This window comes from Acinetobacter sp. YH01021 (assembly GCF_013420255.1).
Lineage (GTDB): Bacteria > Pseudomonadota > Gammaproteobacteria > Pseudomonadales > Moraxellaceae > Acinetobacter.
In genome coordinates this window covers 22,883-44,861 of record NZ_VOYO01000011.1, presented here as the reverse complement: position 1 = coordinate 44,861, position 21,979 = coordinate 22,883, and the positions used below count along the sequence as shown (strand labels likewise).

The following is a 21,979-nucleotide window of genomic DNA, read 5'->3' as shown; positions in this document are numbered from 1 at the left end:
TTTTTATGAAAATGCAACAATTAAACTTTTTGAATTAGCAAGGTATCCGTCTGATTATTGCTTTTCGGATTCGAATGTTTATTCACAATTTTGATATTCCCCTCTGACTCTAAAGACTCGCAGAGCTCCACCACCTTTTGCATATCTTCAGCCTTAATGCCTACGCCGAGGATTAATTTTTTTCCGGCTTCTAATTGGCTAATTTTTGTTTGAATTTTATCTAACACTTTTTTCTCCTATTTATTCAATGTTACCACCCATACAATATAGCAATTTAGTCTAAAAAAAGCGCAAAAGTTCAAATAATTTAATCTTTATTTTTCATTCAATCATTCTGTGCATGATCTTTGCACGTTATTCTGCAACTATCTTTATTTCACATGAAAAATCAGGAGGATAATATGTCTAAATCACGTCCGAAAATTGAAAAAATTGAAGCTCTCCTCGACCGTCTTGGCAATCTTGCTGTAGAAAGCTTTCATTATATTGCGCTGTTTATTATTGGCTGTATGGTGATCTGGTCCGCTGGCCATACCGTCATTGACATTCTGACCGTGAAACAGTTCGCCACCATTGACGACATTCTTCTGTTGTTTATTTATCTGGAACTTGGTGCCATGGTCGGCATCTATTTCAAAACCAACCATATGCCAGTACGTTTCCTGATTTATATTGCCATTACTGCACTGACCCGTTTGCTGATTGCAGATATTCAACACACGCATAAAGCCAGCATGGATCTGGTGATTATTACCGGTTCGATTCTGATTCTGGCCTTTGCGATATTAGTGGTGCGCTATGCCTCATGGACTTATCCATCCGTGATTCGTGACAAACATAGTGAAAAGCCATTACCCCTTGGCAAAACACCGCGTCCAGAAGATGATGAATTGGCATAGTCTTTTAAGCCCTCTTTTTTTGCACTTCAGCTTAAAGTAATACTTAAGCCTCGTTTAGGGTTTTGGGAGATTTATCTCAAGCAATCTCTCCCTTGCGTAGCAGTGCTACTCATCTCCTCACAGGAGAGGGAACTATTTTGGTCTTTTTGAGTTATTGACGTTTATAACTGAATTATCCGTTCAGAGTTTAGAGCAGTTTAACGATTCGGCACCAGCACATAGCGTCCGTTTTCATAAATCCAGTAGCTGCCACGCGGTGGTGCTGGTAACCCTAAACGCTGCCAATCGGTAATTACCGTATATCTCGAACTTTCAATCCGGGCAACATTCGGATCACCATTGACCCAGCTATAACTATTCGAATTTTGATAAATAGTGGTCGGTGCCTGATACTGAATGTTTAATCCACTTTGACTCTGTGCAGGTGGATAGCCCCAATATGGTGGTCGTTGCGGGTAATGTGGTCTTGGTGGCAGCGGACGTTGCGGATAATGCCGCCGTGGTGGATCATAAGATCGTGGAGCGCTGCGATAATTCGGTGTGGATCGATCTACACCACCATAACCCACCCAAGCATTGCCAGCCATACTTTGTGCAGAAGCTCCTAATAGCAATGCAGCCAATATTGCACTCGATAGTACGATTCTCATTTGAGCTTCCTCCGAATAATCTGCTTATATTTTAAACAAAATAGATGCAGAAAATATGGATAAGCTCGCTGGAGCTGCAATTTTTTGTAATGCGCTCGCCTATTTTCAATCTGACAGGCACGTCGGCAAACTACTGCTTTATGCTAAAATTACTTTTTTTAATGTTTCGAGTTGAATACTGTGTCTGATTTAAATTTCGATCGTTTACATGAATATTTTTCTAAAGTGCCGAGTGTTCAGAAAGAACGGATTGATAGCTATGGTTCAGATGGCAAACAGGCATGGTGGTTTAAGTTTCAGATCAATGTCGATCATCCGCTGGCTTGGCAAACTGTGCAAGAGCTGGGACATGTCCTGAATTATATTTCTAAAAATGAACGTCTTCCGACGCAGTTCCTGCCAGTATCTCCACCACCGTATATGAATGGTATCGCCAGAGATTTCTTGTGCTGGGTGATTCAGTGTAATCATGCCGATTTCCCGCCCGATGTCGTATGTGACTGGCTAGAAGCGCGTCTACCAAATCCAGTCGATGATGAAGCGCAATGGAAAATTAAAACAGATATTTCTGAGCTGGATCAATTAACGGATAAAGAGCTGGATCAGTTGGTTCCGCCGAATCCAGAATCAAAAAGCTGATAATAAAAAATCTCCCTAAATCCCTCTTTTTCAAAGAGGGACTTTCCTCCCTTTAAAAAAAGGGGGGTCAGGAGGGATTTAAAATCAAAACGTCGACCAGCCGCTCCATTCCATAAAGCGATACAGCCAATATTTAAAGAATGAGTTTTCTGCATATTGCGTGTAGTCCACACTCATAGAACGGCCATTCAGATTTGACCATGCACCCTCAAAATATTGCTGGGCATCCCGGAAGACTTCGGCCTGAGGCTGACCCACCACGCGCATATTAGTTTCCAGATTATAGTTTTTCAAATTGCGTACCGTAAAATTGGCCGAACCTAAAATCATTTCAGCTTGCTGAGCATTGCGCTTCATTAGGATCTTGCTATGACATTGCTCACCCTGAGTATGACACCAACGTACATTTATACCCGCTTCGTGCAATTCTGAAGCCACCTGCCGATTTGGAATTCCATTCTTTTCACGGCCAAAGGCATCTTTATTTGGGTCGAGTAAAATCCGGACTTTGACACCACGTTCATGGGCCGCTATCAGACTTTTGATAATTTTTCGCTCAGACAGATAAAACATTGCCAGATCAATCTGTTCACTGGCTTTCGCGGTCTGAATCAGATTCAGAATCGCATCATAAATGGCTTTTTCAGTCAGCACCTGAGCTTGTGGCTGGCTACTGTCTGCCTGAAAATCCCCAGCGACAATGGCTGGCATATTCGCTTGTGACATCATGCCCACAGACAGTTCTGTTTTCAAAATATCCACAGCTGTGCTCCCCCAGACCAATAAACCAATATTGGAATGCCGTGAACTGCCATCATGCGGGTTCATGGACGTGACCAGTGCTTTCCAGCCTTGATCAGTATCCACCACCATGGTTTTGCGATGATTGGCTTTAAAGTTAAATAAATCAAAATAACTGCGCAGAGTAATTTTTTCTGGGCCAAATGGGTTTGGCAACCAGCCTGTTTCCGGATTATTGCCAATGCCCTGGCAACAGATATACCAGAAGCCGGACCAGCTTGGATTGGAAGCGCGCAACGGCGTCAGATTGGTTTCAATCACATCAATACCGTGCTGACGTAATTTCCGATACTGCTCAGATCTAATCCCGCCATAAACTGAATTAATCGGATCGGTAATAAACTTGATTTCCACCTCAGGCTGCAGCAGGCGCTTACTGATTAAAGCATCACTCAGCTGTTGACTCAGTGCCTGATGCTGCTGCGTAGATGCACCGGTTTGCTGATTAAATAAAAACATGTCCAGCACAATCAGTGATTTGGCCTCTTCAATCATTTTCAGCATTTCATTAAAAATGCGATGATCTAAATGCTGTTTTCCTTCTGCATCCAGATAAGTCTGATCGGCCAGAAATTTGACTTCGGCATGACGCAGTTTGCCTGTGTAATTCAGACCTTCCGGCAAAGGCTTATACGTGTGGTAGATCGCCGAAGCCAGATAACCCACGGCCAGCATACTAATGATCAAAGCCACATAACGGCGATTCGACCAGTTTAATTTATTGTGAATTCGTTGAAAGATACGCATAAGAAAAAACCTAACCCAATATACTCAGGCTAGGTTTTATCTTATGATTTTTCAAGTAGATTTCGGTGAGATCTAGATGATTTGGTCGATTATTTCAGTAGACCTGTTAGAAATCATACTGCACGCCAACAGTAAAGTTGCGACCCACCTGCGGAATATTCGACAGGAATGAAGTATGTGAATACACCTGATCATCGAGCAGGTTATTGGCCTTGAAATAAACTCGATAAGCATTGTTATCTGCAAGGCTATTGGCATAGCTTAAGCCAACATTCACCATATTGTAGCCCTGGGTTTCATCTTCATAGCTGGCGATCTTGTCCTGATTAAAGACATGATAATATTCAGCCAGACCTGACCAGCCATCGGCAAAGTCTGCTTCTACTTTGGTGCCTAAGCGACCTGCAGGTACACGTGGTGCATTCTCAGCTTCAATCTTGCCACGCACATAGTCCCCAAAGACGCTGACTTTATACATATCATTGATCTGATAACCGGCTTGTGCTTCTGTACCATAAAATCTAGCTTTGTCTTGGGTATATTGCACGCCACGTAAATTACCTTTCTGCGCTACCGTTTCGCCATAGATATAATCATCAAACCAGTTGTGATAGACATGCACATGGTAATCCAGTTTATCCCCTTCATAATGCAGACCTAACTCGAGATTATTTGAAGTTTCTTTATCGAGATCAGGATTACCGAGTTCATAGGTATTGGTCGCAAAATGCAAGCCATCAGCATAGAGTTCTTGAGCTAAAGGCAAACGCTGCTGATGAGATCCCACCACAGAAAGTTTGTAGTTCGGTGCAAATTCCCAGTTGGCAGCAGCGGATGCAGAGACACCAGTCCCCGAATAATCTTTCTGATCCGAATCTACTTTCACTTTTTGATGATCGACACGCGCACCAAGTTCAACATGCACATCGCCGATCTGTTTATGTTCCAAAGCAAATAAGCTGTATTTCTGGGTTTTGGTGTCTGCCATCAGCACATCATGATTATGACTCGCATGCTCACCATGATCATGCTCATGTCCTTCATGATCGTGCTCTGCATGACCATGTGCTTCTGGAGCGGATAAATTAATTTTTTGCTGTGAAAGCTGGGTTCCAATCACCCCCTCCCAACCTGCGACAGGAACATGCACCAGTTCTAAACGTGCATCATAGCCCTTGCTTTTAAAGTTACTGATGACTGCATTTTCTTCCAGTTCATCATGTTCATAATCGGTAAAGCTGGCATGTGCACGTAATTTTTCAATACCGGCAAAAGGCTGTTCCAGTTCGGTGCGTACTTCATAGCGTTCAGATTTTAAATCTACCCATGGTCCACCATGCTCTTCATGGGCTGATGTATCTGGGTCAGGTGTTGGACAACCATGAAAATGATCACCATGTAAAACACAACCATGATATTCATGACTATGCCCTGGCAAGCCATACTGATCCTGACGGTTACTATAAGACAAACCAACAAAACCACGATCATGAATCCATGATCCGCCAATATTGACCGTTTGCCCTTCAGCAAAAGTATTGCCCACACGACGTTCTTTTTCTAATTCGTCATCATGCTCATGAAAATAATCAGGTGCAATATAATCATTGGCGTTACGCTTTGAGCCTTCTACACGCAAAGCAAAGTTTTCACCAATACCCGCTGTTACACCAGCACTTGCCAGTTTTTCATCACTGCCCCTGTTATAACGCAGGCCGACTGTACCTTCCAGACCACCTTCAGGCATTTGAGTTGGGATTTTTTGATCAGTGACATTCACCAACCCACCGACTGTACCGGCACCATAAAGCAATGTAGATGGACCGCGAATCACTTCGACCTGTTTCGCCAGAATCGGATCAACGGTGACAGCATGGTCAGGAGACAAAGTGGATACATCCGCTGTTTCAGAAGCATGCTGCAACACTTTCACGCGTGGACCATCTTGACCACGAATCACCGGACGGCTTGAGCCTGAACCATATTGATTAGAATAAACACCAAGCTCATCTGCCAAGGCATCACCAATGGTAGTGGCACGTTCAGACAGCGCTTTCTGATCCACGACCTGATCCGCAACCGCAAAATCCGCCGCAGTCTGCACCAATGGATGAGCTTGCACCTGAATCGTGTCCATGGTCTGAACCGGGATAGAAGATGAGGATTGCTCTGCAAATACTGTAGGCGCAACTACAGCAAAAATTGACAATGTTATTAGATTCTTAGGGAAGGACATGACCGAAGCTCAAATTCAGTAATCTGGATGAATGTTATAATATAACATTTCATTGTTTTTGCAATCCTTTACGACACTCAGTGATATATTTTATCAAATGGAGCGTAAAACTCCGTCCTTCATGACAGAGATATAAGTGACACGACATAAAATGTCGTTGGATTTTTTTTAAATTCACACTTTTAATTTAACATGAGCTAATATAAGCCCATGAAAACACTTAAATTACGAATAAAAGACAAACATTGCAAGGTGCTAGACCAATTAGCATCTGAGGTGAACTTTGTCTGGAATTATGTCAATGATTTAGGGTTCAAACATTTAAAAAGAAAAGGTGAACTTCTATCAGCTTACGATGTATCGAAATACACAAAAGGCGCATCTAAAGAATGCAGCCTACATAGTCAAACCATTCAGGCTGTGACAGAAGAATTAGTAACAAGACGCAAGCAATTCAAAAAAGCAAAGCTAAAATGGCGTGTAAGTAACAAGAAATCAGCAAGGCGCTCTCTTGGTTGGATACCCTTTAAAAAAGTAGCCATCAAATCTGCTGATGGATCTGTTCAATACGGTAAGCACCAATTCAAGCTATGGGACAGCTACGGATTAAGCCAATACAGCATTAAAACAGGCGCATTCGTTGAGGATGCTCGCGGGCGCTGGTATGTCTGCCTGGTGGTGGATAGCCCTAAAGCTGAGAAACCCACCACTACCAAAGCGATTGGTATTGATCTTGGCTTAAAAGATATTGCGACCTGTTCGGATGGAACTATCATTTCCAATCCCAAGTTCTATCGAAAATATGAACAGAAACTAGGAATTGCTCAACGAGCGAGAAATAAAAAGCGTGTCCGTGCATTACACGCCAAAATTGCAAACTGTCGTAAAGACCATTTGCACAAGGCCAGCACCCAACTGGTGAGGGAGAATGCACTGATTGTTGTAGGTGACTTGAGTGCGAAGAAACTGCTCAAAACCAGGATGGCGAAGTCGGTCCTGGATACAGGATTTTCAGCACTCAAAACAATGCTCAAGTATAAATGCGAGAACGCAAGCGTATTGTTTGAAGAAGTCAATGAGTCCTATACCACCCAGATCTGCTCGTGCTGTAAGCAAATATCAAGCAGTAGTCCGAAAGGTAGGGTTGATCTTGGAATGAGAGAATGGACATGCCAGAACTGCGGTACAGCCTGGCAGCGGGATTTAAATTCTGCCCTGAACATTCTTGCGCTTGGGCATAAGCGTCTAGAAGTAGGAATCTCCCTCTTTTAAGAAGGAGAGGATGTCAATAGAATGTCCTTTGAATATTTTTGATTACATTAAAACATCATTTTTATGCCTTTTACCTTGTCGCATGCTGTGCTTGCTCCCCCTATTTCATATTTGACTGGGAATAGACTCCCTGTTGCTGCGCTGGCCATTGGGAGCATGGTTCCCGATCTACATCGTCTGTTTACTCATACTAATTCTAATATTACCCATTTATGGTCTTCGTTGATTCATCCGGATCTCTGGATTGGTCTGGCTTTTTGCGCAGTCTGGTACCTAATTTACCGGCCCGTGATTTACCGTTTCATCGGTATTCAGCATGATTTAAAGATTCACAATATCCTTTCAGCACTAAAATTCATCCTGGTGATGTGTCTTGCACTCATCATTGGTACAGCCACCCATTTAATCTGGGATGGACTGACTCACGTCGATTTTCGAACTTTTGCCTTCCATGACGTCTTAGCCCAACATTTTCAGTTGTTTGGACAAAGTTATCCGCTGCACCGGATTTTACAGATTGGTACCTCAGTGATTGTCTTGCCTCTTATCTTGTGGATGAGCCTGCATTACTATAAAACTCATCAGCAATATCTTGCAGTCAGTGTGAAAATCAAATCGTTTGCCTGGGGCTTATTGCTCTTTTCTATATTTACCGGCCTATTTTCGGTCTGGGATTATGCGCGCTATTTCTCTACAGAAGTCTGGCGATCGGACCTCTATTATTTTACTGGTCGCTCGATCAATGAATTTAGCCAAGGCTTTTTGATCACCTTCAGTCTGGGCTGTTTATTGTTTTTATTTTTAGACAGAGGTCGCAGGATGGGTTAAACAAAGCACTGGCTTTGCGCCTATTCACTTTAAAATGATATTGTTTTTGACCCAAGTTCTTGTGACAACATGCCCAAAGAGGCATAATCCTACCTTTACTCAAAGCGGTACGCTGTTTACGTATTCGCTGACCTTAACCCATATAGTTGGATTTCTAACGCTATGATGCGAACTCATTACTGCGGTTCTTTAACCGAAGCTCAAATTGACCAAACCGTAACATTATGCGGTTGGGTACACCGTCGCCGTGACCACGGTGGTGTAATCTTCCTTGACATGCGTGACCGTGATGGTCTTGTTCAAGTGGTTATTGACCCAGATACTCCTGAAGCATTCGCAACTGCTGATAAAGTACGTTCAGAATTTGTATTAAAAATTACAGGCCGTGTACGTCGCCGTTATGAAGGCACAGAAAATGCCAATATGGTGAGCGGTCAAATCGAAGTCTTGGGTAAAGAAATTGAAGTTCTTGCTCAGTCTGAAACTCCGCCATTCCCATTGAATGACGAAAACACCAATATTTCTGAAGAAATTCGTTTGAAATACCGTTTCTTGGACATCCGTCGTCCAGAAATGTTAGATCGTTTACGCTTCCGTTCTAAGTTAACCAACCTGATTCGTAACTACTTCGAAGACAATGGTTTCTTAGACGTTGAAACACCAATTTTGACACGTGCGACTCCTGAAGGTGCGCGTGACTATTTAGTGCCAAGCCGTGTATCTAACGGTAGTTTCTACGCACTGCCACAATCTCCACAGCTATTCAAACAGTTGTTGATGGTGGGCGGTATTGATCGTTACTACCAAATTGCTAAATGTTTCCGTGACGAAGACTTACGTGCGGATCGTCAGCCAGAATTCACCCAAATCGACGTTGAAACATCGTTCATGAGTGACGATGACATCATGGATTTAATGGAAACTCTAACCGTTAAGATGTTCAAAGAACTTCTAAATGTTGAGTTTGATAAATTCCCACGCATGACCTACAACGATGCAATGCGTGACTATGCATCTGACAAACCGGATATGCGTATTCCTTTGAAACTGGTTGACGTTGCAGACTTAATGCAAGACGTTGAGTTCAAAGTATTCGCAGGCCCTGCAAAAGATCCTAAAGGTCGTATCGTTGCGCTTCGCGTACCGGGTGCTGGTTCACTTCCACGTAGCGCGATTGATGAATACACCAAGTTTGTAGGCATCTACGGTGCACGTGGTTTGGCCTACATCAAAGTCAACGAACTTGAAAAAGGTATCGAAGGTCTTCAATCTCCAATCGTGAAATTCATCGAGCCAATCGTGCTTGATCTATTGAAACGTGTTGGCGCTGAAAATGGCGACATCGTATTCTTCGGTGCAGACAAAGCCAAAGTTGTAAACGATGCCATGGGCGCGCTTCGTGTGAAAATCGGTCATGACCTTAAATTATCAACTTGCGAGTGGGCACCACTTTGGGTTGTTGATTTCCCAATGTTTGAAGAAACTGATGATGGTAAATGGACGTCTGTTCACCACCCATTCACGCTGCCAAAATCTAGCGTAGAAGAAGTGAAGAACAACCCAGGTGCGGCATTGTCTGTGGCTTATGACATGGTATTAAACGGTACTGAAATCGGTGGTGGTTCACTGCGTATTCACAACCTTGAAATGCAAAAAGCGATCTTTGAAGCGCTTGGTATTGGTGAAGAAGAAGCAGAAGAGAAATTTAGCTTCTTATTAAATGCATTACGTTACGGTGCTCCTCCGCATGGTGGTTTGGCATTCGGTCTTGACCGTCTGGTGATGCTCATGACTGGCGGTTCTTCTATTCGTGACGTGATTGCATTCCCGAAAACCAAGACTGCTGAATGTCCATTAACGCAAGCACCAGCACCAGTTGAATCAAACCAGCTGCGTGACCTTGGTATTCGCTTACGTGAAAAACCAAAAGCTGAATCTCAAGAATAATTCTTGAAAATTTAAGTGAAAAAGCCCTGCCTCGTGTGGGGCTTTTTTTGTGTGATTGAGTCACATCTGGAACAGTGGCATAATAGCCACAGTTTTTAATCTAAGGTAATTAGCAATGGCTATGCGTCCTGCAGTTCGTAATCGCAGCATTATGCTTATTGTATTTTCAGTGGTTCAATGGCTGTTCATGCGCTATATCCTTGCCAACAACCTGTTCAACCTCGATACCAATGACCGTATTGTGTATTTTTGCCTGAGCAGTATTTTAGGTGCCCTGCTGATTTTTGTAGGTTTGATTTATATGGTGCTGAAGGGCAATCCGGACAAAGACCTATAATCTGACCATCTGGATACCATGTACACCCTACTCAAAAATTTCTCCAAGCTTCCGTTAAGATTCATTCAAAATCTTGCGCAACTGGCTGGATCTCTTTTGTATTTCAGCCATTCTTCTGCACGCCGAGTGACTGAGATTAATCTGGCCTCTGCTTATCCAGAACTTTCCGAATCTGAACGAGCTGATTTGACTAAACGCAGCCTCAAAAGTCAGTGCATGACGTATGCAGAATCCGTCAAAATTTGGGGTTCATCTTCTGAATATGCGCTGTCTTTAATTCGAGATGTGCATGGTGCAGATCTATTTATTCAAGCTTTGCAAAATCCTCAGGGCTGCTTGGCTGTAGTTCCACATTTTGGTACGTGGGAGCTGTTGAATGTCTGGGTAAACCAGCATACATCACCCGTGATTATGTACAAACCCAGCAAGAATGAAGACATCGATCGTTTTATGCTTGAAGCTCGGCAACGTCTGAATGCCACACTGGTTCCGACTGATGATTCTGGGGTACGTGCTTTATTTAAGCATTTAAAACAAGGTGGTTTTTCTGCGATTTTACCGGATCATGTTCCTAAAGAATCTGGGGGAATCTATTCTTATTTTTATGGTCAAAATGCCTTATCTTCTACCTTACTTTCCAAACTGGCAGCTAAAACTCAATGTGCTGTAATTGGGCTGAGCTGTTTAAGACGTGATGATTTATCTGGTTATGATATTGTTGTGACCCAACTTTCTGACGATATTTCGTCGAAAGACCTACAGTGTTCTGTGGATACCTTAAATAAAGAAATGGAGCGCATGATTAATGTCGCTCCAGAACAGTATTTGTGGGGATATAAAAGGTTTAGGAAGATTGATAGTAATAAAAATTTATATATGAACACATAATTTTAAACTAGGCTTTGATCCAATAGGTCAAGGTTAATATCATACTCAAATAACCGCGCCCGCTTAGAAGCAGCTAAAATATCTTCTTTATTTAGTTCCGTTGTTAAGTTAACAACATGCTCATTAGAACATGACTTTAATGTTGAATAAAAATCATAAAATTTAAAACGATCTCCGATTAACTTTTTGTCATCAAAATGCAACCAAATCCATGGAATACCATAAGCTTGAGCAATAATTAAACCATGCAATGAACTAGAAATACAAACATCCGCGCTAGCTATTTCATCAATTACTAACCATGGTTCTCTTTTAACATTAATAACTTTAATATCCTCATCTTCTTTAAACATCTGATGAAGTAAATCAAAATGTTCATAATGAGGACAAAGGGCTATCTTTATCTTTTTTTGCTGTTTTGGAGAATAATATCGAGGTAATAAAAGTGCTGGATCGCCAAATATATCAGGTATATTAATTCCTAATTGTTGAACTAATTCATTTTTTGTTAATCGTCCACGTACAGCCAAGAATGTTACCCGAGGAATTACTTTTTTAAACTTTCTGACTTTTCGATTATCAATCGGTTTTATTAATCCTGAACCCCAAACCTGTATTTCTGTATCTGTATCAATTAAATGATGAATAACTGAACCAACTGAAAAAATAGTTTTTGGGACGTTAGAAAAATTTCGACTGTTTACAATACTCTTACCGGTCTTCATAGATATAAGCCATGGCCCGATCCAATCCCCAAAATTTGGGGTAGAATCCCACCAATAACAAGGCAGCATATTATTCAAAGTTTTAAAGACTTCTTCTGAACGAGCATCTACTATTGAAGCTCGCTCTACTCTTAATTTTTTTTTAAAAAACATTTATGTAAACTCGTAAATTATGAAATTATTCAAAATAATAAGTGATTTAAAGCATATATACGATCACGCCACATACGTTTCTGCTTTTTCAACCCATACGATAAACTACGATTTTCTTTTTCCTTACGTGATACACCCTCAGAAGCCACTGTTCCCAAAATATCACTATCCAGACCAGCAGGTCGAACCAAGGCTGGCCATACCCCTAAACCTTTACCATTCTTACTCAGCCAAGTCTGGAAGAAAATATCTACCGGCATGTTTATGGTTTTACCAGCTTCTACAAACGCTCGAGCACCTTGACGTGACCAGATTAAACCCAAACCACGAATAGGAAAGTAGAAGGCATGCCAGACACTCATATCTTCAATCTGGGTAATATCTTTTGCCAGCTTTTTCTTTTTGGCGGCAATATTAATTAAATACCAATCCAGTTTTTTATACTGGTCCAGATATTCAAACAGACCATCCAGCTTTGTCTTAAAGTCTGGACCAATCTTCATATCATCTTCAAGCACAATCAGGTAATCTGCATCAGTATTCAAAAACTTCTCTGCACAGCCATAATGGCTGAGATAACAACCAAGTTCCGAGTTAATCAGGCTACGACCTAAAATCTGTTTCGCACCTTGATCATCATAGTTGGCAAATTCAGTTAAAGCTTTACCACGACCATCGACTGCAGAGAAACGCTCAAAAGGCCACTGTACTGCATCCAGTTGCTGAGTCGCTCGTTCCAGCCGTTCATGACTACCATCCAGATTAATCAGATAAGTGATTATTTTCATCATGAACCTCTAAACCAAAATTGAATTGGGTAAATAACCAGCCAGTTTTTGCTGCATGGCATCACTCACCTGTTTTGCTTCTGCCGGATTCAATTGATCCAGACTTTGAATACAGCCATATTTTATTGCAGGATTGGTCAAGGCTGAAACGAAACTGCCAAGGCTATCTTCATTTTTTAGATAAGCCAATTCAATATCAGGCTTCAGCTCAGCTTGCTGCTTTTGAATCTTGAGATGATTCATCAGTGAAATGGGATTAAGCTGCTCTACACTGCGGAACTTGTATTTAATCTGGGTTTCCAGCAACTGTGGATCTGTCAGAAAATAATCTTTCAAAACATGACGATCCACAATATGTGGATAATGATGGATCTCGAAAAACTTTTTAAAGCCTAAGATATCCGCGCCTAACATTTGTGCAATCATATGCTTCGGTTGAATCGGCTTGCCAAATTGGCGCTGCAAAAATTGGCGATACTTCAACTTTGTCTTCAGCGCAAAACTGCTTTGCCAGTGACCATAAATCACCAAACGCTCACCGTTTAGAAAGTCGTCTACCTGTGCGGTTGAATTAAAGAAGAAGTCATCATTCAAATAAATAAAGTAGTCTGATAATCCTTCAATATTCCAGAGCATACTTTCAATCGATCGGGTATTGAAATTGGGCAAATGCTGCTCATAACCTTTAAAAATTTCCCGATGATCCACTACACGGATCTTATCAGCAGAACACAGACCTTGTGCAGCAAACTCATCAATAAATTCTGGACGCTGGTTATCTGTCACCACAAAAATATTGCGGCAAAAAGGTACATATTTCAGGATTGAAGCAATGTTGTAGTAGATTTCATTATCACTGGCGAAACGGGTATCACTGACTGCATCAGATGCATCTTCACCAGTCAGATATTTATGACGTTTCCTTTTTAATTCAAGATCATTGCCATCCACCCAGGCAATTACAATATCAATCTGCTGCATTCACTTTATCACTTAAAAATATGTACCTGATGGCTAAATTATTACATCTAATAATTATTGCCAAGCATCCTTGATCCATTGCGATGGCAACACATAACGGTACCATTTACCACCACCGCCATTAATGGCATCTGGTGGATTGATTTCACCATGGAAAATAATAATTTTGACGCCTTCCGGCTTCACTGGTGGCTTGAAATAAGCCATGGGAATTTTTTGCAGACAGTGATATTTATAGCTCTTGCACCAGGAATCCGGCCAATAACTCAGTTTCTTTTCCTGATCAACATACCAGGATAAATAAGCCTGCTCATTACGGAATTTCTGGCGGATTTCGTCAAAATGTTCACGGAAATATGGCATCAGTCCCGGGAAAGCACCTAACTTAAAACGATAAACTGAACTATTTCCGGTAATACGCCATGGGCGTTTCCAGTCATGGATAATCAGAAAATCACCTGGATGGGTAAAGAAACTATCAATATTATCAACAATGACAACATCTAAATCGAGGAATAGTGCATTACCTTTTAAACCATATAAATCAGGTTCAAATGTAGAAAGTTTATTCCAGCCGCGTTCAGGACTGCCTGCTGGCAGGGCCAATGGAGGAATTGGAAAACATTCAACAGCAGAATCAATGCCTTCAGTACGATCAGTCAGACACATCATTTTAAAATCAACCGTGGTATGACGTTTGACCATATTGTATAAACGATTGACGTACTCTGCCCCATATTTGGTGCCCCACTTCATGCATAGCACAATATTCTGTTCAGACTGTGTATGAGTCTGGTCTGACAGTGAGTCGCTTACGTTTTCCTGCATGTATTCATCTTCCACCAGCATTCTGCGCCATATCATACCATTTCTAAAGCAAAGTTACTGCCTGCTTTTCAACGCCTTCATCATACTCAAAAATACTTTATGGTATGATGTGCAGTCGCTTCGAGAACACCAATATTGGCTTGAACTCAAGCCCCCTCTATTAGAAACACATAATCAGGTTGATATGAAAATAGCAGTTGCAGGTACCGGTTACGTCGGCCTTTCCAATGCCATGATCTTCTCACAACATCATGAAGTCGTGGCATTAGATATTATCGACAGCAAAGTTGAAATGTTGAATCAGAAGGTTTCTCCAATTCAGGATCATGACATTTCAGCTTTTTTAAGTGAAAAACCACTGAACTTCCGGGCAACAACTGACAAATATGAAGCTTATCAGAACGCAGATTTTGTCATTATTGCAACACCTACGGATTACGACACTAAAACCAATTATTTTAATACCCAGAGTGTGGAAAGTGTCATTGGTGATGTAACCGAGATTAATCCTCAAGCAGTCATGATTATTAAGTCTACGGTTCCTGTGGGCTTCACCAAAACCGTAAAAGAGAAATTTAATACAGAAAATATTATTTTCTCTCCAGAATTTTTGCGTGAAGGTAAAGCCCTACATGACAACCTTTATCCATCACGTATTATTGTTGGAGAGAAGTCAGCGCGTGCCCAACAATTTGCAGATATGCTGATTGAAGGTGCAATCAAAAAAGACAGCACTGTGCTGTTTACTGACTCAACCGAAGCTGAAGCAATCAAGTTATTTGCCAATACCTATCTGGCTATGCGCGTGGCTTTCTTCAATGAACTGGATACCTATGCACAAACGTTCGGTTTAGATACTCAGCAAATTATTGAAGGTGTCTGTCTGGATCAGCGAATTGGCAACCACTATAACAACCCTTCCTTTGGTTATGGCGGTTACTGCCTACCAAAAGATACCAAGCAGTTATTGGCTAACTACAGTCAGGTACCAAGCAATCTGATACAGGCCATTGTGGATTCTAACCGTACCCGTAAAGACTTCATTGCCGATTCCATTTTAGCTAGAAATCCGTCGGTGGTCGGGATTTATAGACTGGTCATGAAAAGTGGTTCAGATAATTTCCGTGCCTCTGCCATCCAAGGCGTGATGAAACGCCTTAAGGCTAAAGGTATTGAAGTCATTATCTATGAGCCAACGCTCAAAGAAGCAGAGTTCTTTAAATCTGAAGTAATTACTGATTTAGAAATTTTTAAACAGCGGGCAGAGGTGATCATCACCAATCGTCGATCTAAAGATCTCAGTAATGTTGAAGATAAAGTTTATACACGTGATATTTTTGGAGGCGATGAATGAAAATTCTGGTAACAGGTGCAGCAGGTTTTATTGGATTTCATGTTTCCAAAAAGCTTTTAGAACGTGGTGATGATGTCGTCGGGTTCGACAACATGAATGACTACTATGATCCAGCGTTAAAACAGGCACGTGTAGATCTGTTAATTCAAACGGCAGAACAGCAGACGGGGCAGTTCAATTTTATTCATGCTAACCTCGCAGATAAAGCTGTGGTCGAAAAGTGTTTTCAGGAGCATCAATTTGATCGCGTGATTCATCTGGCAGCACAGGCAGGTGTACGCTATTCGCTTGAAAACCCAATGAGCTATGTCGAAAGCAATATTGTAGGCTTTACCAATATTATTGAAGCCTGTCGCTATGCCAAAACGCCACATCTGACCTATGCCAGCACCAGCAGTGTCTATGGTGCCAACACCACCATGCCTTTTAGTGAAAAACATGGTGTTGATCATCCGATCCAGTTTTATGCAGCAACCAAACGTGCCAATGAATTGATGGCGCATAGCTATAGCCATCTATTTAAGCTACCAACGACAGGCCTGCGCTTCTTTACCGTTTATGGTCCTTGGGGTCGCCCAGATATGGCACTATTCAAGTTCACCAAAAACATTATTGAAGGCAAACCTATTCCGGTCTTTAACCACGGCAACCATACCCGTGACTTTACCTTTGTCGTAGATATTGCTGAGGGGGTGATCCGTTCCAGTGACCAGATTGCTGCACCTAATCTAGACTGGGATAGTAATAACCCTGATCCATCAACCAGCAATGCCCCGTTCCGCATCTTTAACATCGGAAATAATTCGCCAGTGAAACTGATTGAATATATCCGTGCCATTGAAAAAGCTGTGGGCAAAGAAGCAATCCTAGACTTACTACCACTGCAACCAGGTGATGTACCGGATACTTTTGCAGATAGTTCTGCTCTGGAACAAAGTGTAAGTTATAAACCTTCAGTATCCGTAGAAGATGGAGTAAAACAGTTCGTGAACTGGTATCGAGACTTTTATCAAGTCTAAAACTCTAAAAAGGACTCACTCTATTTTATTAGCATGGGTCCTTATATATTTAAATTACTAACATGACTTCCATAGAGAACCAAGTTTTTGATCCCATTCTATAGGTGTTATGATCATGCGACCCGCATTTGGTGTTAGGGTAATTTCACTAAAAAACACTTGATCTTGTGATAATAAAAAATCTATTCGACTATAACCATAAGAAAAACACAATGACTCTGATAGTTCTAACAATTTCTCAAGCTGAGGTGGTCGTCCTATATTATTAGGTGCATTTTCTTTCAAATCTACTTTAAATGGTTGTAATAACCATGAAGTATCATAAATATTTGAATATTCATTGTTAAGATTATCAATGATATCTACTTCTAAATACTCTGGCTTCCCTTCAAAACAATGAATACGACAAGTGGTAATTATATATTGATTATTTATATCCATAAAAAGATCAATATATTGTTCAGCTAAAATCATAGGCTGGATATTTTTATAATGCCATTCTCGCTTAAGATAATACATATTCATGCTTAAATGTTTATTGATTTTTAAACGTGCCTTATGAACATCAAAATTGTTTCGATTATTACAAATAATAGCACTACCACTATCATGATTGCACTTCAGAACAAACTTATCTGGAAACTGCTCAAATTTAATATCATCATAGGATTTATATAGTCCTATTAAAGGAACAAAATAATCCCATCCTATTTTTTCTGCTACTAACTTCCTTACTACAGCTTTATCCGCGAGCTTTGTATGCAGAGAATCACGACTAAAAATCATTCGCGCTGTTACTTTCTCATTAAAACTTTGCGGTGCATTAAAATTAGGAATATAACCTAATTTAGACACAAATCTTTTCGTTAAGTATTTTTTGTCTGATACAAATTTAGTTCGAATTACTTTAGCTTGGTAAATAATATTTTCTATCATAATAAATAATGATATCTTACATTTAAGATATTCATTATAACAGATTGAAACAAACAAGATGCAAATGTTTAACTATTTTCTGAATCAAAAAATTAAATATATTACGTAATTAATATTGAAAAAACCTCTCAAATGAGAGGTTTTTTCAATCAGTAAATTCTTAATTACTTCACATAAGTTAACCAGTGTGCATATTTCGGGTCTTTGCCCTGAACTGCATCAAAATAAGCTTTCTGGATTTGTGTGGTGATTGGACCACGTACACCTTCACCAATCTGACGGTCATCATATTCACGGATTGGTGTTACTTCTGCAGCTGTACCGGTGAAGAATGCTTCATCTGCAATGTAGAACTCATCACGGGTAATACGGCGTTCAATTACGTCATAACCCAGGTCTTTAGCAATGGTAATAATCGTTTGACGGGTAATACCATCCAGCGCACCACCTGCGATATCAGGCGTATGAATCACGCCATCACGCACCAGGAATACATTTTCGCCTGAACCTTGGCATACATAGCCTTGCGGGTCGAGCAGCATCGCTTCATCATAGCCAGAATGTGCCACTTCCTGATGCGCAAGAATGGACAAGGTGTAGTTACCTGATGCTTTGGCCTTACACATAGTCACGTTCGGATGATGGTGAGTAAATGATGAAGTTTTTACGCGAATACCCTTCGCCATTGCTTCTTCACCGAGGTAAGCACCCCAGCTCCATGCCGCAACTACGGCATGAATGGTATTGTCAGTTGCAGCAATACCGAGTTTTTCAGAACCAATAAAAATAATTGGACGTAAATAGCAAGACGCTAATTTGTTTTCACGAACAACATCAATTTGAGCTTGCTCTAATGCTGCTTGATCAAATGGAACTTTCATTTGATAAATTTTTGCAGAATTCAACAAACGCTTCGTATGTTCTTTTAGACGGAAAATAGCCGTTCCATTCGGGGTTTCATAAGCACGGACGCCTTCAAACACACCCATGCTGTAATGCAAAGTATGTGTTAATACGTGAGTTTTTGCCTCACGCCAGTCAACTAGTTGTCCATCTTGCCAAATGAAACCATCACGATCAGCCAAATTCATGCCACAAACTCCAATTTCTCACAATTATTCACTATCCAGTGCAAAGTCTGCACTTGGATCAATTAGTCTTTGCCATAACTTGCAAACGGTCATTCGGGTATCGTGCCAGTCGCTTGCAGACACTTGCATGGATTGATTTGCAAGGGCTAAGCGGTGGCTCTCGGCGCGTTCACGGAGATAAGCTTGAATCAGAGCAGTCGCATCGTCGCTGGATAAGCAACCTGATTTTGCGGCATCCTCAAGAATTCGTACATTGTCGGAGAAATGGGCGAGATCTTTATTCGTCCCACTCCAAGCCAACACCGCATACTGTGCCATAAATTCGATGTCTACGATACCACCTGCATCTTGTTTTAAATGAAAAATACCATCTTTTTTTTGCTCTTTAGAAGAACCGAGATGCTCCTTCATTTTCTGACGCATTTTCAGTACTTCTGCCCGTACATAATTTTCATCGCGAGGCTGAATCAAAATATCCCGGCGCAAGACTTCGAACTTTTTTCGCAAGCTCATTTCACCCGCAATCGGACGGGCTCGCACCAGTGCCTGATGCTCCCATAGCCAGGCACTTTTGAACTGGTATTGTTCAAAGGCTTTTAAACTGGTGACCAAAAGCCCAGCTTCGCCCGATGGACGCAAGCGGGTGTCGACTTCATATACGCGTCCATCCAGGGTTTGCGTGGTCATCAGTGACATAAACTTTTGTGCCACGCGCATGGCAAATTCAAAGCCACTGATCGGCTTGAGCCCATCTGTATCGGCCTGTTCCCCCATATAGTGAATAAACACCAGATCCAGATCCGAGCCATAACCCAGTTCAATGCCACCGACTTTACCATAACCTAATACGGCAAAAGCAGTATGCTCAACTGAACAGCGCTGCCCTTCTGCATCCAGTGGAAAACCATGCTTTTTTGCCACAATCTGATAGGCCAGATGCAGCGCTGCATTCACCGATACTTCAGCAATATCGGTCAAGGCATCGGAAACTTTCATTAAAGGACTTTCAGCCAGCACATCACTGGCGGCTACAGCAAGTACATTGGATTTTTTAAACAGGCGCAAAACCCGCATCTGGTCTTCAACCTGATCAATTTCAATCCGTAAAAGTTGCTGGCGCAAGGAATCTTCCAGATCCTTACGTTTTGGCAATTCAAAATCCATCGACAGGAATTCGTCCAGTAGCACCGGATAATGGGTCAGTTCTTCACAAATCCATGGGCTGACCGTGGCCATCTTCACCAGTCGCTGTAACGCCCCTTTACTCTCAATTAACATCACCAGATATACCGTACGGCGCATCACTGATTCGACTAGGGGCATCAGTCGTACCAGTGCTGTCTGCGGATCATCTGACTGTAAAATGGCTTCAATTAAATGTGGCCAGAAGGTTTTTAAACGTTGTACCGCCTTTGCCGGTAATTTTTTTAAGGCATGCCCATTCCAAAACTCATGAACGAGATTCTTCGCATTCTCATCCAATACTTCTTTGAGTTTTTTTTCCAGCTGGGAAAAACTTTCAACCAGGGTATCTGGGCCATTTTCCTTGATTAAATGATCAAACTGATACATCACTTTGTCACGTTTCTCATTGAGATATGCCATAAAGCTGTCCCAATCCGCAAAACCAAGTGTGTCCGTTATACGCGCCCTTAACTCTGGCTCTGTCGGTAATGATTGCGTTTGCTGGTCATTTAGGGCCTGAATCGCGTGCTCAACCCGGCGCAGGAATAAATAGGCATCTTCCAGATCCTGCACCGCCTGTTCATCCAGTAACTCGGCATCATCCAGATGATTCAGATTCACCAGACACTGGCGATCCTGCAATTCAAGCTTGGCTCCACCATAAATCAGCTGAAACACCTGCACGATAAATTCAACCTCGCGAATGCCGCCAGCTCCGAGCTTGATATCATCTTCTATATTCCGGCGTTGTACTTCACGCTCGATCATGGCTTTCATTTCGCGCATGGCTTCAAAAGCGCTGTAATCGACGTACTTGCGGAATACAAATGGACGAGTCATCTCCAGCAGCTCATCGCCTTCCAGGCTTGGATTGACAATCCGTGCTTTAATCCAAGCATAACGCTCCCATTCACGCCCATGCTGGCTCAGATATTTTTCCAAGGCCGCGTGGCTAATGGCCAGCGCTGAACCATCGCCCCAGGGACGCAGGCGCATATCCACCCGGAATACAAAACCATCCGCCGTGATCTGATCCAGCAAATGAATCAATTTTTGTCCCCACAGGATGCAAAACTGCTGCACATCAATACATTTGCGTCCATCGGTTTCACCCTGCTCATCGAAGGCAAAAATCAGGTCAATATCACTGGAAAGATTGAGTTCTTGGGCGCCGAGTTTCCCCATAGCAATGACAATCAGATCCTGAACTTTTCCATTATAACCAATCGGCTGGCCATACTTGGCAGCGACCGGAATACGGGCAAAATCTTTCGCCGCACAGATGCAGGCATCGGCAAAATCGGAGAGTTCTTGGGTGAGGGTAATGACATCGGTGAGTTGATTGGCATCCTGCCAGATCCAGCGAAACATCAAACGAGCCCGCAGAATACGCATTGCGCGCATCCACGTTGTTTCATCGCTTATATTTAGGATGCAGTGCTGCACCAGCTGATCAATATATTCCCGACTGAGTGAGCCTTGAAACTGGTCAATTGCATAATCCTGTTCCAATAGACTCTGGTGATTGGCCAATACCTGTTCGGCATATTGGCTGGCTCTTAAGGTTTTCTGCAATTGTGCCGCATTCATCACTCAACTCTTCCCCTGAAACATTCTGCTTAGTTATAGCAGGAGTTTTGTCTCAGTGGGAATGTTTTAGCTTGAAATTTACTTC

General features: G+C 41.8%; 20 protein-coding genes. 9 read left to right on the top strand and 11 right to left on the bottom strand.

Annotated elements, in window-relative coordinates; all coding sequences use genetic code 11:
* Positions 1-20 precede the first annotated feature (20 nt).
* Complete coding sequence (locus FTT86_RS09485) at positions 21-227, bottom strand: hypothetical protein (protein ID WP_005261855.1); 207 nt, start codon at positions 225-227, stop codon at positions 21-23.
* A gap of 174 nt (positions 228-401) precedes the next feature.
* On the opposite strand from FTT86_RS09485, the gene FTT86_RS09480 reads away from it, so the two are divergent.
* Entirely contained in the window at positions 402-899 is a 498-nt protein-coding gene (locus FTT86_RS09480; RefSeq protein WP_180181082.1) for a phosphate-starvation-inducible protein PsiE, read from the top strand.
* Positions 900-1,096: 197 nt separating this feature from the next.
* On the opposite strand, the gene FTT86_RS09475 is transcribed toward FTT86_RS09480, so the two are convergent.
* The gene (locus tag FTT86_RS09475; protein WP_180181081.1) at positions 1,097-1,549 is read right to left on the bottom strand and encodes an RcnB family protein; all 453 of its coding nucleotides are present in this window, start codon (positions 1,547-1,549) and stop codon (positions 1,097-1,099) included.
* Between the two features lie 180 nt (positions 1,550-1,729).
* On the opposite strand from FTT86_RS09475, the gene FTT86_RS09470 reads away from it, so the two are divergent.
* Positions 1,730-2,188, top strand: a complete 459-nt coding sequence (locus FTT86_RS09470; RefSeq protein WP_044112823.1) for a hypothetical protein — start codon at positions 1,730-1,732, stop codon at positions 2,186-2,188.
* A gap of 84 nt (positions 2,189-2,272) precedes the next feature.
* Here FTT86_RS09470 and FTT86_RS09465 read toward each other — a convergent pair whose 3' ends face one another.
* Both FTT86_RS09465 and znuD read right to left on the bottom strand, forming a co-directional pair.
* Positions 2,273-3,736 carry a phospholipase D-like domain-containing protein gene (locus FTT86_RS09465; protein WP_180038788.1) on the bottom strand — a complete coding sequence of 488 codons (1,464 nt, stop codon included), beginning with the start codon at positions 3,734-3,736 and terminating at the stop codon, positions 2,273-2,275.
* Between the two features lie 106 nt (positions 3,737-3,842).
* On the bottom strand, positions 3,843-5,972 hold the full coding sequence (gene znuD / locus FTT86_RS09460; RefSeq protein WP_180181080.1) for a zinc piracy TonB-dependent receptor ZnuD: 2,130 nt from the start codon (positions 5,970-5,972) through the stop codon (positions 3,843-3,845).
* A gap of 210 nt (positions 5,973-6,182) precedes the next feature.
* Between znuD and FTT86_RS09455 the strand changes: the two genes are divergently transcribed.
* The 5 genes from FTT86_RS09455 (at position 6,183) to FTT86_RS09435 (ending at position 11,244) form a co-directional block, all read left to right on the top strand.
* Complete coding sequence (locus FTT86_RS09455; protein ID WP_180181079.1) at positions 6,183-7,244, top strand: RNA-guided endonuclease TnpB family protein; 1,062 nt, start codon at positions 6,183-6,185, stop codon at positions 7,242-7,244.
* A gap of 63 nt (positions 7,245-7,307) precedes the next feature.
* Positions 7,308-8,072: a DUF4184 family protein gene (locus tag FTT86_RS09450; RefSeq protein ID WP_180181078.1), complete on the top strand. Its 765-nt coding sequence runs from the start codon at positions 7,308-7,310 to the stop codon at positions 8,070-8,072.
* 162 nt (positions 8,073-8,234) lie between these two features.
* Positions 8,235-10,019 carry an aspartate--tRNA ligase gene (gene aspS, locus FTT86_RS09445; RefSeq protein WP_180181077.1) on the top strand — a complete coding sequence of 595 codons (1,785 nt, stop codon included), beginning with the start codon at positions 8,235-8,237 and terminating at the stop codon, positions 10,017-10,019.
* 115 nt (positions 10,020-10,134) lie between these two features.
* Positions 10,135-10,356: a hypothetical protein gene (locus FTT86_RS09440; protein ID WP_004278319.1), complete on the top strand. Its 222-nt coding sequence runs from the start codon at positions 10,135-10,137 to the stop codon at positions 10,354-10,356.
* Between the two features lie 18 nt (positions 10,357-10,374).
* On the top strand, positions 10,375-11,244 hold the full coding sequence (locus tag FTT86_RS09435; RefSeq protein ID WP_180087075.1) for a lysophospholipid acyltransferase family protein: 870 nt from the start codon (positions 10,375-10,377) through the stop codon (positions 11,242-11,244).
* Between the two features lie 2 nt (positions 11,245-11,246).
* On the opposite strand, the gene FTT86_RS09430 is transcribed toward FTT86_RS09435, so the two are convergent.
* From FTT86_RS09430 to FTT86_RS09415, 4 genes are read right to left on the bottom strand one after another with little or no spacing between them, the layout of a single operon-like run.
* On the bottom strand, positions 11,247-12,122 hold the full coding sequence (locus FTT86_RS09430; RefSeq protein WP_180087076.1) for a polysaccharide pyruvyl transferase family protein: 876 nt from the start codon (positions 12,120-12,122) through the stop codon (positions 11,247-11,249).
* A 29-nt stretch (positions 12,123-12,151) separates the two neighbouring features.
* Complete coding sequence (locus FTT86_RS09425; RefSeq protein ID WP_180087118.1) at positions 12,152-12,910, bottom strand: glycosyltransferase family 25 protein; 759 nt, start codon at positions 12,908-12,910, stop codon at positions 12,152-12,154.
* A gap of 9 nt (positions 12,911-12,919) precedes the next feature.
* The gene (locus tag FTT86_RS09420) at positions 12,920-13,891 is read right to left on the bottom strand and encodes a Stealth CR1 domain-containing protein (protein ID WP_180001484.1); all 972 of its coding nucleotides are present in this window, start codon (positions 13,889-13,891) and stop codon (positions 12,920-12,922) included.
* A 54-nt stretch (positions 13,892-13,945) separates the two neighbouring features.
* Entirely contained in the window at positions 13,946-14,719 is a 774-nt protein-coding gene (locus FTT86_RS09415) for a glycosyltransferase (protein ID WP_180087119.1), read from the bottom strand.
* Positions 14,720-14,903: 184 nt separating this feature from the next.
* Here FTT86_RS09415 and FTT86_RS09410 point away from each other — a divergent pair, with 184 nt between their 5' ends.
* On the top strand, positions 14,904-16,073 hold the full coding sequence (locus FTT86_RS09410; RefSeq protein ID WP_180087078.1) for a nucleotide sugar dehydrogenase: 1,170 nt from the start codon (positions 14,904-14,906) through the stop codon (positions 16,071-16,073).
* Entirely contained in the window at positions 16,070-17,092 is a 1,023-nt protein-coding gene (locus tag FTT86_RS09405) for an NAD-dependent epimerase (RefSeq protein ID WP_180087079.1), read from the top strand. Before FTT86_RS09410 ends, FTT86_RS09405 begins: the two co-directional genes overlap by 4 nt.
* Positions 17,093-17,149: 57 nt before the next feature.
* Here the strand turns inward: FTT86_RS09405 and FTT86_RS09400 are convergent, their stop codons facing one another.
* The 3 genes from FTT86_RS09400 to glnE all read right to left on the bottom strand — a co-directional run bounded on the left by FTT86_RS09400 (position 17,150) and on the right by glnE (position 21,894).
* A complete protein-coding gene (locus FTT86_RS09400; protein WP_180031526.1) occupies positions 17,150-18,028 on the bottom strand; it encodes an ATP-grasp fold amidoligase family protein in 879 nt (292 codons plus the stop codon).
* 164 nt (positions 18,029-18,192) lie between these two features.
* Positions 18,193-19,119 carry a branched-chain amino acid transaminase gene (locus tag FTT86_RS09395; protein WP_004278329.1) on the bottom strand — a complete coding sequence of 309 codons (927 nt, stop codon included), beginning with the start codon at positions 19,117-19,119 and terminating at the stop codon, positions 18,193-18,195.
* Between the two features lie 24 nt (positions 19,120-19,143).
* Positions 19,144-21,894, bottom strand: coding sequence for a bifunctional [glutamate--ammonia ligase]-adenylyl-L-tyrosine phosphorylase/[glutamate--ammonia-ligase] adenylyltransferase (gene glnE / locus FTT86_RS09390; protein ID WP_180181076.1), 2,751 nt, complete (start codon positions 21,892-21,894; stop codon positions 19,144-19,146).
* Positions 21,895-21,979: the final 85 nt, after the last annotated feature.

What these genes read in the sequence shown, in the direction of transcription:
- FTT86_RS09440 (WP_004278319.1), top strand. Translation starts at nt 10,135, where the DNA reads ATGGCTATGCGTCCTGCAGTTCGTAATCGCAGCATTATGCTTATTGTA.
- FTT86_RS09465 (WP_180038788.1), bottom strand. Translation starts at nt 3,736, where the DNA reads ATGCGTATCTTTCAACGAATTCACAATAAATTAAACTGGTCGAATCGC.
- FTT86_RS09450 (WP_180181078.1), top strand. Translation starts at nt 7,308, where the DNA reads ATGCCTTTTACCTTGTCGCATGCTGTGCTTGCTCCCCCTATTTCATAT.
- FTT86_RS09415 (WP_180087119.1), bottom strand. Translation starts at nt 14,719, where the DNA reads ATGCAGGAAAACGTAAGCGACTCACTGTCAGACCAGACTCATACACAG.
- FTT86_RS09405 (WP_180087079.1), top strand. Translation starts at nt 16,070, where the DNA reads ATGAAAATTCTGGTAACAGGTGCAGCAGGTTTTATTGGATTTCATGTT.
- FTT86_RS09410 (WP_180087078.1), top strand. Translation starts at nt 14,904, where the DNA reads ATGAAAATAGCAGTTGCAGGTACCGGTTACGTCGGCCTTTCCAATGCC.
- FTT86_RS09395 (WP_004278329.1), bottom strand. Translation starts at nt 19,119, where the DNA reads ATGAATTTGGCTGATCGTGATGGTTTCATTTGGCAAGATGGACAACTA.
- FTT86_RS09400 (WP_180031526.1), bottom strand. Translation starts at nt 18,028, where the DNA reads ATGATAGAAAATATTATTTACCAAGCTAAAGTAATTCGAACTAAATTT.
- FTT86_RS09430 (WP_180087076.1), bottom strand. Translation starts at nt 12,122, where the DNA reads ATGTTTTTTAAAAAAAAATTAAGAGTAGAGCGAGCTTCAATAGTAGAT.
- FTT86_RS09420 (WP_180001484.1), bottom strand. Translation starts at nt 13,891, where the DNA reads ATGCAGCAGATTGATATTGTAATTGCCTGGGTGGATGGCAATGATCTT.
- FTT86_RS09435 (WP_180087075.1), top strand. Translation starts at nt 10,375, where the DNA reads ATGTACACCCTACTCAAAAATTTCTCCAAGCTTCCGTTAAGATTCATT.
- FTT86_RS09480 (WP_180181082.1), top strand. Translation starts at nt 402, where the DNA reads ATGTCTAAATCACGTCCGAAAATTGAAAAAATTGAAGCTCTCCTCGAC.
- FTT86_RS09475 (WP_180181081.1), bottom strand. Translation starts at nt 1,549, where the DNA reads ATGAGAATCGTACTATCGAGTGCAATATTGGCTGCATTGCTATTAGGA.
- FTT86_RS09425 (WP_180087118.1), bottom strand. Translation starts at nt 12,910, where the DNA reads ATGAAAATAATCACTTATCTGATTAATCTGGATGGTAGTCATGAACGG.
- glnE (WP_180181076.1), bottom strand. Translation starts at nt 21,894, where the DNA reads ATGAATGCGGCACAATTGCAGAAAACCTTAAGAGCCAGCCAATATGCC.
- znuD (WP_180181080.1), bottom strand. Translation starts at nt 5,972, where the DNA reads ATGTCCTTCCCTAAGAATCTAATAACATTGTCAATTTTTGCTGTAGTT.
- FTT86_RS09455 (WP_180181079.1), top strand. Translation starts at nt 6,183, where the DNA reads ATGAAAACACTTAAATTACGAATAAAAGACAAACATTGCAAGGTGCTA.
- aspS (WP_180181077.1), top strand. Translation starts at nt 8,235, where the DNA reads ATGATGCGAACTCATTACTGCGGTTCTTTAACCGAAGCTCAAATTGAC.